Here is a 14992-nt window from a genome sequence, read left to right as displayed (position 1 = left end):
CATCGAACATCGAACATCGAACATCGAACATCGAACATCGAACATCGATCCATGATCCATGATCAATGTTGCCTGTCACATTGTCACGCCACATGATTAAATGACGTTAAGTGTTGTTTATTGTGTTTAAGCCATAGGGCGCTTGTGTCAAAATATGCATCGAAAATGATGATGTGAAGAGATACCCGTGGCACGACACGATAAGAAAGTTAAGAAAAGACAATCGGCACCTAGATCGTCGACGACTGCTGAACATGAAAATGCGAGTAGCACAGACTTAGAAAGTGAAACCCTTGAGCGAGCGGGGTTTGTTCGTCGCTTACTTGCCATGGTGTACGACACGTTAGTGGCAACGGCTGTGGGTATGTGCGCGGCGATGGTGATGATTGTAACGCTGGTGGTTATGTTAAAAAACGGTACGCTCGATTTACAGGGGTACGCGGAACCTGCTGACCTTATTCAGGCGTCGTTTGGCTACAAACTGCTTATCCAAACCTGGGTAGGCTTGTGGATAGCGGGATTTTTCTTATGGTTTTGGCGTCGAGGTGGGCAAACACTAGGTATGCGTGCTTGGCGCTTGCGGATTTATAGCACCGTTGAAGAGCCAATGACGTGGCCTCGCTTATTCATTCGACTTTTTGCATCGCTAGGTGGTCTCGGTACGCTACTTGTGTTATTTGATTTCAAGAATAAACAGTCACTGCAGGACCGTTTAGCGAAAACAGAAGTGTTGAAATTGAGTAAAGAGGCGAACGACCATAAGAGCTGGTAGTTGGTTTTAGCCGAGGACACCTACTTTGATAGGTTCAACTTGAAGAAAGAACATACTATCGGTTAGTAAATAATGAATCTCTGTGCTTGGGCGCGACAATAAGTACAAAAAAAGAGGCAATGCCTCTTTGTTTGTATGTGCGTTAGGCCTTAAATAGACTAAGCGAACGTCGCACTGTTGTTTAATTATCGCCTAAGCATAATGCCTGCAACGGCAGCAAACAGTAGGCTTGGTAGCAAAGCACCAAGGAATGGCGGTAACTGATATACCAAGCTCACGGGGCCAAATACTTCGTTTAATATAAAAAAGCCAAACCCTGTTAGCACGCCCATAATGACGCGCGCCCCCATGGTTACGCTGCGTAACGGGCCGAAAATAAATGACAGCGCCATCAACAACATCACCCCAACTGATATAGGCTGGAATACTTTCCGCCACAGCGCTAGCTCATAGCGAGATGGGTCTTGGTCGTTATTATCTAGATAGTTCACGTAATCAAGCAGACCAGTAATAGACAATGCTTCGGGCTTAACCGCCACAATCCCCAATTTATCGGGAGTAAGGGTCGAGTTCCAGCGTACGCGATTGCTTTCGTCTAATGTGACGTTGGTGTCTGTAAACTGAGTTACTTCAACGCCGTTTAGCCACCATCCATCGCCGTCAAACTCTCCATTTTTCGCATAGGTAATACTTTCTAGTGAGAGGTCAGGGTTGAAGCTAAATATGCTCACATCTTTTAGTGAGTCTTGACTTAGCACTTGGCCAATACTCACAAATCTGTCTCCATCTTTTGCCCATACAAGCTTGTCAGATGAAAATAAACTACCGCCCGAAATGGCTTCGGTTCTTATTTGTTTGGCTTTGGTTTCACTATATGGCGTTACCCACTCACCTACGGCCATGACCAGTAAAATCATAACAAGAGTCGATTTCATGGCCGAGTTGATTATATTCCAGCGACTCATTCCCGACGCTTGCATGACCACGAGCTCACTATTACTGGCCAAGACGCCCATGCCAATAAGGCCGCCAAGCAGGGTAGCCATAGGAAAAAACTGTTCTAAATCACGGGGCAAGCTTAGTAGTACGTAGATAAACGCGGCGAGCATGTCATAGTCGCCTTCGCCAATTTTGCGCAACTGTTCAACGAATTTAATAAGTGCACTTAAGCCAATGAGTACACTAAGGGTAACTGTGATGGTGCCTAGCAGCGTTCGCGCTATGTATAAATCGAGGATCTTAAACATCTATTTCTTCCTCAATATCCAAGCGCGAAGCTCCGTGCCAGTTTTCCTGTCTCGCACAATAAGCATAACGCCTATTATCAACATAATGGTATGAACCCACCATAAACCAAGTTGTGGGGGCATTTTTCCGTCCTCTAATACCCGTCTACTTGCCAGTAGCAACAAGAAGTATCCCAAGTAAAGCAGTATGGCAGGGAACATTTTTCCAAAGCGCCCCTGACGCGGGTCTACCGCACTAAGTGGTACCGCAATAAGTACTAAAAACGGTATGGATAAAGGAATGGCAATACGCCACTGTAGCTCTGCTCTGGCCTCGATACTGTCGTCTTCCCACAGCTCGTTGGTGGGCAAAACGCTTACCTTACGACGGGTTTCGTCTGCAGGTTTATCGGCTATCTGAATCTGATATTCATCAAACTCAACTTTACGATACGCCTTTTCAGACTGCTTGCCCTCATACTGCACCCCTTCTTTTAAAACAAGGTTTCGCGTGCCGTCTGGATTGTTAGCGACTTCGCCAGTTTGCGCGTAAACCACGCGGACATCGCCTTCGCTATCATCTGTTTGATTTTGCGACAGGAATACACGCTGTAATGTGTCATTTTTGTCTACGTCATGAACAAAAATAACCGCTTTCTCATTACCGGTCTGTTGGAACCGGCCAGGCATTAGAGCTGAAAGTCCCGCCTCGTTTCGCGCTTTTTCTAGCAGTTGATATTCGTTTTCGGCAGCCAGTGGCGCGAAATAAAGGGTAATAGCGCCAGTAACTATCATGATAAGCACAGATAAAAACAGCATCACCCGGGTGACGTACCATTCACTGATACCACAAGCCCGCATTACGGTCATCTCACTGTCTACATAAAGTCTGCCGTGCGCTAGCATTATGCCTAAGTAAGCACTGATAGGCAGCACCAAAGATGAGAGAATGGGGGCATATAAACCTAAAAAGCCAAGCACTAGCCCAGCAGGTATATCACCGTCTGATGCATCGCCTAAAACGCGCACAAATCGCAAGGTGACAAAAATGGCCATTAGGATAAAGAAAATCGCTAACTGAGATTTCAGCGTTTCCTTAAGTAAATAGCGGAATATCAGCATCTCAGCCCTTCCGGAAAATTAGGAATTTTAGTGAAAGAAAGCACAATTTTGTTTAAACTTACCGTTTTTACAAGTTTTGCCTGCAATCATAAACCGTTTGCATGGTGTTTTGACGCAAATCTAACCTATATTCAATAGGTCTGTAAGCGTGAATTGCAGCGAACTAAAAAGTTATGCTGCGTATTAAAACATAAAGCAGCGCGAAACGTTACGTGATTTTAGTCATCGTGCAAACCATAAACGACGAAAAGCGAGGTGATATCGTGGAGTTTAGTGTAAAAAGTGGCAGTCCTGAAAAACAACGCAGTGCATGTATTGTTGTGGGTGTCTTCGAGCCGCGTCGCCTAACGGCGGTGGCCGAACAACTAGACGAAATCAGTGAAGGTTATATCAGCAACTTGTTGCGCCGTGGCGACCTTGAAGGTAAAGCGGGCCAAATGTTGTTGCTACACAACGTGCCAAATGTATTAAGTGAGCGCGTGCTTTTAGTCGGTTGTGGTAAAGAGCGCGAATTAGACGAGCGCCAGTACAAAAACATTATCGCGAAAACTATCCAAACCTTGAACGAAACGGGTTCAATGGAAGCGGTGTGTTTCCTTACTGAGCTTCACGTTAAAGGCCGTGATACTTACTGGAAAGTGCGTCAAGCCGTAGAGGCAACCGAAGACACACTTTATACCTTCTTACAGCTTAAAACGAAAAAAGGCGAGCCTCGCCGCCCGCTTCGCAAAATTGTATTTAACGTACCTACCCGTCGTGAACTGACAGTTGGCGAGCGCGCTATCGAGCATGGCTTGGCTGTAGCTCGTGGCTCAAAAGTCACTAAAGATGTGGCTAACATGCCGCCAAACATTTGTAATCCGGCGTACCTGTGGCAACAAGCCCAAGAGTTAGCTAGCCAATACGATAGCGTAACCGCTGAAGTAGTTGATGAAACTCAAATGGCAGAGCTAGGTATGCAGGCGTATTTAGCTGTTGGCCGTGGTTCCGACAACGAAAGCATGATGAGTATTATGCATCACCGCGGCGGCGCTGCCGACCAAGCACCAATTGTGCTTGTTGGTAAAGGTCTTACTTTCGATTCTGGCGGTATTTCAATTAAGCCTGGCGAAGCCATGGATGAAATGAAGTACGACATGGGTGGCGCTGCAGGCGTGCTTGGTACAATGCACACTATCGCGGCGCTTAACCTGCCAATTAACGTTATCGGCGTATTAGCAGGCTGTGAGAACATGCCAGACGGAAAAGCGTACCGCCCAGGCGACATTCTCACAACCATGTCGGGTCAAACCGTTGAAGTGCTTAATACCGATGCAGAAGGGCGCTTAGTTTTATGTGACGCGCTAACTTATGTAGAGCGTTTCGACCCAGAGCTTGTTATTGATGTTGCTACGCTAACGGGCGCGGCCATCATCGCACTTGGTCATCATGCAACAGCGGTAATGAGCACGCACAACCCGCTGGCCCACGAGCTATTAAATGCATCAGAGCAAAGTTCAGATCGCGCATGGCGTTTACCGCTATGGGACGATTATCAAGAGCAGCTTGAAAGCCCATTTGCCGACATGACAAACCTTGGTGGTCGCCCTGCAGGTTCAATCACCGCGGGTTGTTTCTTGTCACGCTTCACTAAGAAGTACAACTGGGCTCACCTTGATATTGCCGGTACGGCATGGCGCAGTGGTAAGAACAAAGGGGCAACAGGGCGTCCAGTGCCTATGCTGTCTCAGTTCTTGATGAACCGCGCAAATATCAAATTAGAGGACTAATCATAAATGCCACAAGTGATATTTTATCAACTTACTAGCAGTGACAATGGCGTGGCAGGTCGCGCCAGTGAAGTCATTGCGTCAGCGTTTGCCAATAAGCAAAAAATTAGCGTGCTGTGCGATACGCAGGCGCAAGCTGAAGAAGTTGATGAATTGTTGTGGCAGCTGCCGGCTGACCGCTTTGTGCCTCATAACCTCTATGGTGAGGGGCCGCAGTCGGGAACGCCGGTGGAAATTTGTTGGCGGCCAGAGCAGGTAGCCAGACGACAAATGGTGGTGAATGTGGGCTCCGGTATGGTGCCTTCACCTAATCAACATCGTCAAATCATCGATTTTGTACCCGTGGACGAGAATGCCAAACAGGCAGCACGGGTGAGATACAAAAACTATCAGCAAGCTGGATGCAACATGCAGTTTAAATCTGCATAAATCATTCGCGTTTAGCTTCAATTTGAGAGTGTGTAATGGATAAAACCTTCGAACCGCAGTCCATCGAGCAGCAATGCTACAAGTCATGGGAAGAAGCGGGTTTATTTAAAGCATCAGGTAGCGGCGACCCTTATTGTATTTTGCTTCCGCCGCCAAACGTTACCGGTAGCCTTCACATGGGCCATGGTTTCCAGCAAACGATTATGGATGCCTTAACCCGTTATCACCGCATGAAAGGCGATAATACGCTATGGCAAGTGGGCACTGACCACGCTGGTATTGCTACCCAAATGGTGGTAGAGCGCCAGCTTAACGCACAAGGCAAGACGCGCCACGATTTAGGCCGCGAAGACTTCATCAAAAAAGTGTGGGAATGGAAAGAGCACAGCGGCGGTACGATCACCGGTCAAATGCGCCGTCTAGGTACTTCACCTGATTGGTCTCGCGAAGTGTTTACCATGGACGAAGATCTGTCTAAAGCCGTCACTGAAGTGTTCGTGAAACTACACGAAGAAGGCCTTATTTATCGCGGCAAGCGTTTGGTTAACTGGGACCCTGTGCTTCACACGGCAGTATCTGACTTAGAAGTACTGAACGAAGAAGAAGACGGGCACATGTGGCATATGCGCTACCCACTTGCAGATGGTAGCGGTGAGCTAGTGGTTGCGACAACGCGCCCTGAAACCATGCTAGGCGATACAGCGGTTGCCGTTCACCCAGAAGATGAGCGCTATCAAGGCTTTATCGGCAAAGAAATTAAGCTGCCTATTACTGGTCGTTTAATTCCTGTGATTGCCGATGATTATGTCGATCAAGAATTCGGTACGGGCTGCGTTAAAATTACGCCAGCTCACGACTTTAACGACTACGACATGGGTAAGCGTCACAACCTGCCTATGATCAACATTCTTACCGACGATGCGAAAATTAACGACGATGCGCCAGAAGCGTACCGCGGATTAGATCGTTTCGACGCCCGTAAGCAAATTGTGGCTGACTTAGATGCACAAGGTGCTTTAGTAAAAATTGAACCGCACAAGCTTAAAGTGCCACGCGGCGATAGAACAGGTGCGGTTATCGAACCCTATCTGACTGACCAGTGGTACGTAGCGGTTGAGTCTCTAGCTAAGCCGGCTATTGAAGCGGTAGAAAGTGGCGAAATTCGCTTTGTACCGGAGAACTGGAACAAAACCTATTACCAGTGGATGAATAACATTCAAGACTGGTGTATTTCACGCCAACTGTGGTGGGGACACCGCATTCCTGCGTGGTACGACGAAAACGGCAAGGTTTTTGTTGGTCGTACGGAAGAAGAAGTGCGTGAAAAGCACGGCCTTGGCAGCGACGTCATCCTTTCTCAAGACGACGATGTATTGGATACCTGGTTCTCAAGTGCGCTGTGGCCTTTCGCGACCATGGGCTGGCCTGAAGAAACGCCAGATCTTGAAACTTTTGTGCCGTCTTCAGTGCTAGTAACTGGCTTTGACATCATCTTCTTCTGGGTTGCCAGAATGATCATGATGACCAAGAAGTTCACGGGCAAAATTCCGTTTAAAGACATCTACATTACTGGTCTTATCCGCGATGAGAACGGCGATAAAATGTCAAAGTCGAAGGGTAACGTGCTTGACCCAATCGATTTGATTGACGGTATTGATATTGAGTCGCTAGTAACGAAGCGCACCGCTGGCATGATGCAGCCACAGCTTGCTGAGAAGATTGCCAAGCGTACCCGTAAACAGTTTCCTGACGGTATACAGGCCTACGGTACAGACGCACTGCGCTTTACTTTTGCAGCTATGGCGTCAACCAGCCGCGATATCAACTTTGATATGGCCCGTGTTGAAGGCTACCGCAACTTCTGCAACAAAATTTGGAACGCATCCCGTTTCGTATTGATGAACACAGAAGAGCACGATACAGGTCGTGACGGCGGCGAAATGGTGCTTAGCATGGCCGATCGCTGGATTTGGGCTAAGTTCCAACAAACGCTGGTTGAGTTTGAAAAGGCCCTTGAAGACTACCGTTTCGACATTGCTGCGCAGACGGTTTACGAATTCACCTGGAACCAGTTCTGCGACTGGTACTTAGAGCTGACTAAGCCTGTGCTTAGCAACGATGCCAGCACCGAAGCTGAAAAGCGTGGTACACGTCATACGCTGATTAACGTACTTGAAAGCCTGCTTCGTTTGTTGCACCCGCTAATGCCATTTATCACCGACACGATTTGGCAGCGCGTTGTGCCACTAAGTGCGCTTAAGGTGGAAGAGGGCGCAAGCATTATGGTTCAGGCATTCCCTGAGGTTGATGCTGCGAAACAAGACGATAAAGTGCTCGCAGACATTGAGTGGGTGAAGAAGTTTATCGTAGGTATTCGCAATATCCGTGGTGAAATGGATATCTCGCCAAATAAACCGCTTAATGCGTTACTTAAAAACGTAAGCGATGAAGACGCCCGTCGTCTTGATGCAGCGAAGGCGTTCCTAGATAAGCTCTCTAAGCTTGAAACCGTCACTATTTTGAAAGACGGTGAGCAGGCACCAGCGAGCGCAACCGCGCTTGTGGGCGAGATGGAAATTCTTATCCCAATGGCAGGGCTTATCGACAAAGACGCAGAGCTTGCTCGTATTACTAAAGCCATGGAGAAAATCGAGAAAGATGTCTCTCGCACCCGTGGCAAGTTAGGTAATGAGAAGTTCGTAAGTAACGCGCCAGAAGCGGTAATTGAAAAAGAACGTGCGAAGTTGGATGAGGGCGAGAAGGCCCTGGCTAAACTTAAAGAGCAGTTTGAGACAATTAAAGCTCTGTAAACGAAAATACTTAGGCTTTAACTAGCCAATTAAGTAGATGAATAAGAGGGTTACCGTTGAGGTAACCCTTTTTTATTTGATGATGCTGATAATCAAAAAAAGTTAACTATCTTAAGTACTGCTTAAGCATGGCAACAAGCGCTTTTTGTTTAATGGGCTTGGTAAGATAGTCGTTCATGCCGGCATTCAGCGCTCCTTGTCTATCTTCTTTCATTGCATTTGCTGAAAGGCCAATAATAGGCACACCAGTAAAACCTTTCTCACGAAGTAGCCTTGTAGCTTCATAACCATCCATTACGGGCATTTGAACATCCATTAATACAAGGTCGTACTGCGGTGCATTTTCCACTTTTTGTACAGCCTGTTTCCCATCTTCTGCGATATCAAAAGTAAGCCCAAGGTTTGTCAGCATCTCGCCAGTTACCAGTTGATTGATATTATTGTCTTCTACCAACAGCACGTGGCCTTCAAGCAAAGTACTTATGGTTTCATTATCGAACCTTGCGTTGTCATTTTTGTTGTCTTTCGAGATCACTTGATTTACGAAACGGTCAAACTGCGCAGGCGTAAAAGGATGCATGATTGAAGGTCCTTCCCACAGCGAATCATACTTTGCTTGAAGGGCAGTACCTGCCGTCTCGATAACTAGGCCCACTGATTTGCCTGATTCACGTAAACCTTTTAGCCACGAGAGATTTTCTCTAAAGGTACTGAAATTTTGTATATCAAAAATAATAAATTCGGGAAGGTCCGATATTTGTCTCGCTTCGTCAATAGACAAGCGTCGCTGTTCCGACAGTTGAATCTGATGGCAATATGCCAGCGGCAGCAGAGGCGCTTCGGTAATATAAAGGCTATCTAACGGAAGCTGAGGGGTTTGCGCTAACACACCTGGCTGGTTTTTAAATGCTTTTAACGGTAACTCAATCTTAAATGTGCTGCCTTTACCTACTGTGGAGGTCGCATCTAGGCGCCCATGCATAAGTTCTGTGAGTTGGCTTACAATGGCTAGTCCTAAGCCAGTACCACCGTATTTTCTGTTCGTCGCCCCATCAGCTTGAATGAAAGGTTTGAAAATTTTATCAAGTTGAGATGGACTCATTCCTATACCCGAGTCCGTCACTTCCATCTTGAGGTTAAGCACATTTCCTTTTTCATTTAATGTGCCGTCAAATGTTATATCAACGTGACCCTGCTCAGTGAATTTAACAGCGTTGTTACCAATGTTCATGATGATTTGGGCAATACGCAATGGGTCGCCAATAACCTGCGGAGGAAGTGAAGGGCTAACAGTGAAGTGAACGGATAAGTTCTTTTCCTTTGCGCGCAATGCGATAACCGCTATTAAATTATCGAAAAGTGAATGTAGTGAGAAACTAACTTCTTCTATTTTTAATTTGCCAGCTTCAATCTTCGAAAAGTCGAGTATATCGTTTATCACACTTAATAAAATTTGGCCTGAATACGCTGCTTTGTCCAAATATCCCCTCACCGTATTTGAGAGCTCCTGCTGTTGAGCAAGTTCTATCAGGCCGATAATGCCATTCATTGGCGTACGGATTTCATGACTCATATTGGCTAAAAACATACTTTTAGACGCGGTAGCCTGTTCAGCCTTGATCTTTGACTCTGTCAAAGCCCTGTTCAAGCCCTCTAGCTGCGTATTCATGTTTTGCGCTTCATGTAAGAGCTTTTCAGTTTGGCGATTCTTATCACTAAAAACCAGTGCTGCTTTTGCTAATTTACCAATTTCATCCTTTCGACTACTACCAGGAATATTGGCGATTTGAACGCCTTTAGACAGCTTGTTAAACACCATTGTGATGGAACGTATAGGACCAAGAATACGAAACGTAGAAAAGAGTGCAGCTGATAGCGCGAGAAGTATCGCTATAAGGGAGAATAACTCGCCGTTTCGCTGAGTATTCTTGGCGATTTGATACGTTCTTTGGGTGGCTACTTCTGAATTAGTGGTGACTTGCTTAGCTAGCTCACCACTTAGATAAAGGAACTCGTTGGCAGAGCCTGCCATGACCACGTTGACAAGAAACAAGTTGCCTTGAATGAGCTGGGTGAGTTTAAAAAAGTCGCCTTTTATTTTAGCAGTCAATGTATTTAATCTTTGCTGAAAACGCTCATTTTCTGAAAATTTTAGATTTTGCAAGGAATCGGCGGCTTCGTTAAAGGATTGAATAAACCTCATATCAGGCTTCATTAGATACTTTAACATTGCGTTTTCAGCACGAATTAAAGAGGTTTTCGCTTCTTCCACCAAAACAACGGAGACCTCGCCTTTTGTTAACGCTTCATCTAACAACGTGTTAAGAAAAGTGATATCTGAGAGCGTGCCTTGGGCAATTAGGTTATCTCTTTCGGAGCGGGCATTTACAACTTGAGAGAAGTTCTCTTGATAAGCATTCAGGTGCTCTCTCATCCTCGAAAGAATATACCGGTCGCTCTCTTTTTCTCCTGATTGTTCTGCAGCGTCGAGAGTATCTAATTTGCTGTTTATCGTTACCATTAGCCTGCTGAAGCGAGTAATTGCAGACTTACTGGCATTTTCCTTAAAAATAAGTACGTTTCTTTGTAAGTCTACAACGTCGCGTTCTAACTCTTTAACAATGCCAACATTGATAACGGCGTTAGCCGCTGATGAAACCCCTTTACTCAAAACATCTTGGTTTTTACGAGCAATAAAACCCTGCGCCAGAATCAAAGTGATTAGCGCAAGAAAGACGGTGATCAGCTGTATGCGAATTGACGATAACATTCGAACTTACTAAACCTTATTCCATTTTGATAGCGATACTTTTTTCGGAGAAATCATGCTGTAATGAACTCATACCATTTTTGTAAGCTATATTCATACGTAGGCATAACTGTGTTCCATACTGCGACGTTACTAAAGCGGGTTTCATAGCTGCCACCATTGCGCTGTGCCCCAGCTTTCACGCTTACATTTCCATCGGTTCCCTTCAACGGCTCTGATGCTACTTTTCCTTCGTACCAATAATCCCATTCGGCCTTCGATAAATATGAGGCTGAACGCTGTGGATTAGATATATAATATCCCTGTCTAGCGATAAATGCGCCAGGCCAGCCAGATAACCACCAGTTCATGTACTCGTAGGCAACGTCTTTCGCTCGCCCTTGTGTAGCGGAAGATAAACACATTACGCCGTGCCAGCCACGGTACCCTTCTTTCGGCGCAGCAAATTGCACAGGAATATCTTGACCATTAAGTGCTGATACAGCGGGCGAGAACATGCTTTCAATGGACACTCTGCCACTTTTCATAAACTCTACAGATTCGGGCACTGATGTCCAAAACCCGTTGAAATGATTTAATTGCGTTAACTCTATAAGAAGGTTAAATAAGTCATCTAGCTCGTATTCGGTTATAGCGCCAATATCTTCAAATTGCATAAATCCTTTGGCCTGCGCGGCAAGCGCTAGATCAAACAAACCAATCGTTGGATCATTCACGATACCAACTCTTCCTGAATATCGAGAGTCTAATAACCATCCCCAGCTTTCTTCTTCACGTTGGAGTTCTTCAGGAAGTTTCGTTGTGTCATAGCCAAAAGAGTCTACGTTGTGCACGTAGGGTAAGAAACTAATTCCATCTGTATGCTTTTCGCCTAATGAGCCATTACCTTGAACATGGAGGATTTTATGCGGTGCATCGCCTGCTCCCTCTCGTGCATTTTCGGTGAGTTTGCCGGTTTTAGTCAGGTTATTTATCTCTTCCCAATAAAGAAGACGCTTTTTATCTATCGGTTGAATGGCCTGAGCTCGCCACAGCACGTTAATGCTGTTAGACCACTGTTCATAGAGATCGAACGAACTCGGGAGCATTGACGCTTTCTGAAGAACTGTCGCACTTCCGCCGGGTTCAAACGCTATGTTTATACCTAAGTCTTCCATTGCCCGCTGGCGTATAGCTTCTTGCAGCGTTACGTGGGTACCCATTACACGAAGCGTGGGCTTAGGCTTTCCGATGGCAAAAGGCGTCACGCCCGCAGTTAAACCAAAAGCCAGACCGCCCTTTAACAGAGTTCGTCGTGTTGGTGAAGGTTTTTGGCTTTTATTATATTTTGCAGGCATGTGCGTACGTCCAACATAAACGGTGACCTGATTTTATTCTGGCATTTATTGCATAGAAGTACCAAGTAATGTTGGGTTTCGGCGAAAAATAAACCTACCAATTAAATGAAAAACCAAGATTTTTTTGCTCAAAAGCGCTAAGTCCCTACCTTTGTACTATGCTCTTTAAATTGTGTTAATTTTGAATGGAAGTTGGCTTAATGAAGTTATGGCGAAAGATCTCTTTTCTACTGCTCACTTATTGCCTTTTTGCTTTTCTTTCCTTAGCGAGTGCGCAAACGGTGTTGGTGCCAAAAGTAGAAGGCGAGAAGGAGCAAATTCTTTACGATATTTTAGCGCTGGCGTTAAGTAAGAGCGCACCATCCATGACGTTGTCGACGCTTCCTGAGGTGCTCAATGAAGCGCAATTGGTTAGTGAAGTCGAATCTGAAAACCTTGATGTTATGTGGTCTGGCGGAGACAAAGAAAAAGACGAGCGCCTTCAAGCAGTGCGAATTCCCGTTTTAAAAGGTTTACTAGGACATCGTATTTTTCTTATCCGAAGCCAAGATAAGGCGCGGTTTGCCACGATTAAAACGTTTGAAGATCTTTTGCAATTTGAAGCCGGGCAGGGACGTTTTTGGGGCGATACACAAATATTGAAAAGCGCCGATATACCCACGGTAACGACAATTAAATATAAAAACTTATTTCCAATGTTAGAGGGCGGAAGGTTTGATTATTTTCCTAGGGCGTTACACGAACCCTTCATCGAAGCTGAAAACCACAAGCATCTTGACCTTGTTGTAGATACTAACGTAATGCTAGTTTATCCCTATGCCATGTACTTTTATGTTAATAAGGGTGATCAGCGTCTGCATGACCTTATTTACAGCGGCTTTGAAAAGGCTATAGAGGACGGTAGTTACGATAAACTCTTTTTCAACAACTCCATGATCCAAGATGTACTGACCAAGGCAAATATTGGCGAACGAACTGTTTTTCGAGTGGGCAATCCTCATTTACATCCTGACACTCCGCTGGACAGAACGGAGTTTTGGTTAGATATAAAAAATTTACAGTAAGTACATTTTTGAGTAATCAGAATATTGGTCTACTTACGTAGGCCAAATTACGGATATGAACATGCAATCGATAAAACAAAAATCAATGATAACCCTTTCTCTCGTTTCATTAGCGGTAATGCTGGTGGTGTTTGGTTTTAGTTATTTTGCAACCAGCCAGTATTTCGATGAGCAATTAGAGAAAGATATGCGTGACACTAACCAAGCGCTGTCTATTGTTATGCAAGAGCCAATATTTGCATACGATAATGAATTAACCGAAGACATTCTTTCATCTTTTGTGGCTTATCCTCACATACTAAAAATAGAGGCCTTCGACCACAGAGGAAACGCGATTGCAAGTGCGGTAGATCAAAAGGCTAACGCGCAGCCGCACGAAGTAAGCAAAGCGAAGGTAGCGATCACATGGGAGGGTAAAAAAGACATAGGTTATCTTCAAGTCTCCTACCTGTTAGACACCAATCAGGCTCTTCTTTCTGCAGCTAAATGGATGTTTCTATTTATAGGACTAATTTTGATTGCCGCGCTTGGCGGTACCAATTGGTTTGTATTATCAAAATATGTACTACTACCTTTAAGCAAAGTGTCAGGCGCAATGGCCGAAATTGCGCAAGGCGGAGGAGATCTTACGCGTCGTCTCGACATTCAAACAAACGATGAAGTTGGAGAGTTAGCTGATACCTTCGACAGGTTCGTAGCGAATTTACAGATGCTGGTTAAAGGCATTGTTGAAAATGCTGAGCGCCTTTCAGTATGTGCCGAAGAGATAAGAAAACATTCGGATAATAATGTGACTGAAACTCAGCTCCAACTAGCCGAAATTGAAGAGGTATCAGCGGCGTTAAGTCAAATGTCTAAAGCCACTGAAGAAGTGTCTCACAATGCCGTACAAACCTCTGATAAAACGAAGAGCTGCAACCAGCTTGCAAGCTCGGGTAACCAAATAGTACAAAAAACCGTAGATGATATTTATAGCCTAGGCGACAGTATTGGCGAGACCTCTACTAAAATTTCCGAGTTGAAAGAAAAAAGCGAACTTATTAATACCGTGCTCACCGTGATAAAAGGAATAGCGGAGCAAACAAACTTATTGGCACTTAATGCTGCTATTGAGGCCGCCAGAGCAGGAGAGCAGGGGCGTGGCTTTGCCGTTGTAGCCGATGAGGTACGTGCACTTGCGCAGCGCACTCAAGATTCTACAAAAGAAATTGAAGTGATTATTAACGATTTACAAGTTTCATCTGAAGACGCTAACAGATTAATGTCTACCACTAAAGATAGGTTAGGTGACACCATCAACGAGTCATCGCATGCTATAGCGGCGCTTGAAGATATTATAAGAAATATACAAATCATTAATGACATGAACTCAGGTGTAGCGACGGCCACTGAAGAGCAAAGCGTGGTTACGACAAACGTAAATACTAAAGTGTCGTCAATCAATGAACTGACTATAGATGTTGCCAAAAACGCTAAGTCGTCCACAGTATTAACCGACCAACTAAGCGCGTTAAGTCAACACATAAAGCAAGACTTAAACAGTTTTAAAGTGTAGGTGGTCTCATACCCGAATAAAAACTGATGATGTGCTAAGGAAAGCGCGGGTCGAACAACGCAGGGTGAAGCTTGTTGAGAAAATTGTGGTAGATATAGACGTTGTTGACGCAACAGACGATAAAAAGCTGCAGTAACC

General features: G+C 45.2%; 10 protein-coding genes. 6 read left to right on the top strand and 4 right to left on the bottom strand.

What is annotated here, in order from left to right:
- The first annotated feature begins 187 nt into the window (after window positions 1-187).
- Window positions 188-772 carry an RDD family protein gene (locus JC525_RS03095; protein WP_198814423.1) on the top strand — a complete coding sequence of 195 codons (585 nt, stop codon included), beginning with the start codon at window positions 188-190 and terminating at the stop codon, window positions 770-772.
- A 185-nt stretch (window positions 773-957) separates the two neighbouring features.
- Here JC525_RS03095 and lptG read toward each other — a convergent pair whose 3' ends face one another.
- Both lptG and lptF read right to left on the bottom strand, forming a co-directional pair.
- Entirely contained in the window at window positions 958-2019 is a 1062-nt protein-coding gene (gene lptG / locus JC525_RS03090; protein WP_198814421.1) for an LPS export ABC transporter permease LptG, read from the bottom strand.
- Window positions 2020-3120, bottom strand: a complete 1101-nt coding sequence (lptF, locus tag JC525_RS03085) for an LPS export ABC transporter permease LptF (protein ID WP_198814419.1) — start codon at window positions 3118-3120, stop codon at window positions 2020-2022. It abuts the gene before it with no gap.
- A 263-nt stretch (window positions 3121-3383) separates the two neighbouring features.
- Between lptF and pepA the strand changes: the two genes are divergently transcribed.
- The 3 genes from pepA to JC525_RS03070 are packed head-to-tail and all read left to right on the top strand — an operon-like array spanning window position 3384 to window position 8128.
- Window positions 3384-4889, top strand: a complete 1506-nt coding sequence (gene pepA, locus JC525_RS03080; protein WP_198814492.1) for a leucyl aminopeptidase — start codon at window positions 3384-3386, stop codon at window positions 4887-4889.
- A gap of 6 nt (window positions 4890-4895) precedes the next feature.
- Window positions 4896-5318 (top strand): DNA polymerase III subunit chi, encoded by a 423-nt coding sequence (locus JC525_RS03075; RefSeq protein ID WP_012519633.1) that lies wholly within the window; start codon window positions 4896-4898, stop codon window positions 5316-5318.
- Between the two features lie 35 nt (window positions 5319-5353).
- Window positions 5354-8128, top strand: a complete 2775-nt coding sequence (locus JC525_RS03070; RefSeq protein ID WP_198814417.1) for a valine--tRNA ligase — start codon at window positions 5354-5356, stop codon at window positions 8126-8128.
- A gap of 106 nt (window positions 8129-8234) precedes the next feature.
- Here JC525_RS03070 and JC525_RS03065 read toward each other — a convergent pair whose 3' ends face one another.
- Window positions 8235-10898, bottom strand: a complete 2664-nt coding sequence (locus JC525_RS03065) for a hybrid sensor histidine kinase/response regulator (RefSeq protein WP_198814409.1) — start codon at window positions 10896-10898, stop codon at window positions 8235-8237.
- A gap of 53 nt (window positions 10899-10951) precedes the next feature.
- Window positions 10952-12235: an ABC transporter substrate-binding protein gene (locus JC525_RS03060; RefSeq protein ID WP_198814401.1), complete on the bottom strand. Its 1284-nt coding sequence runs from the start codon at window positions 12233-12235 to the stop codon at window positions 10952-10954.
- Between the two features lie 200 nt (window positions 12236-12435).
- Between JC525_RS03060 and JC525_RS03055 the strand changes: the two genes are divergently transcribed.
- Both JC525_RS03055 and JC525_RS03050 read left to right on the top strand, forming a co-directional pair.
- Window positions 12436-13299, top strand: a complete 864-nt coding sequence (locus JC525_RS03055) for a diguanylate cyclase (RefSeq protein WP_198814399.1) — start codon at window positions 12436-12438, stop codon at window positions 13297-13299.
- A gap of 61 nt (window positions 13300-13360) precedes the next feature.
- Window positions 13361-14854: a methyl-accepting chemotaxis protein gene (locus JC525_RS03050; protein ID WP_198814397.1), complete on the top strand. Its 1494-nt coding sequence runs from the start codon at window positions 13361-13363 to the stop codon at window positions 14852-14854.
- Window positions 14855-14992: the final 138 nt, after the last annotated feature.

It is taken from the genome of Alteromonas sp. IB21 (assembly GCF_016405965.1).
In the GTDB taxonomy this organism is placed as follows: Bacteria; Pseudomonadota; Gammaproteobacteria; order Enterobacterales; family Alteromonadaceae; genus Alteromonas.
The sequence above is the reverse complement of the archived record's forward strand: the minus strand, read 5'-3'. Positions and strand labels throughout refer to the sequence as shown.

Excerpts from the sequence above, each read along its gene's own strand:
- lptG (WP_198814421.1), bottom strand. The coding sequence starts at position 2,019 with ATGTTTAAGATCCTCGATTTATACATAGCGCGAACGCTGCTAGGCACC.
- lptF (WP_198814419.1), bottom strand. The coding sequence starts at position 3,120 with ATGCTGATATTCCGCTATTTACTTAAGGAAACGCTGAAATCTCAGTTA.
- JC525_RS03075 (WP_012519633.1), top strand. The coding sequence starts at position 4,896 with ATGCCACAAGTGATATTTTATCAACTTACTAGCAGTGACAATGGCGTG.
- JC525_RS03070 (WP_198814417.1), top strand. The coding sequence starts at position 5,354 with ATGGATAAAACCTTCGAACCGCAGTCCATCGAGCAGCAATGCTACAAG.
- JC525_RS03065 (WP_198814409.1), bottom strand. The coding sequence starts at position 10,898 with ATGTTATCGTCAATTCGCATACAGCTGATCACCGTCTTTCTTGCGCTA.
- JC525_RS03060 (WP_198814401.1), bottom strand. The coding sequence starts at position 12,235 with ATGCCTGCAAAATATAATAAAAGCCAAAAACCTTCACCAACACGACGA.
- JC525_RS03055 (WP_198814399.1), top strand. The coding sequence starts at position 12,436 with ATGAAGTTATGGCGAAAGATCTCTTTTCTACTGCTCACTTATTGCCTT.
- JC525_RS03050 (WP_198814397.1), top strand. The coding sequence starts at position 13,361 with ATGCAATCGATAAAACAAAAATCAATGATAACCCTTTCTCTCGTTTCA.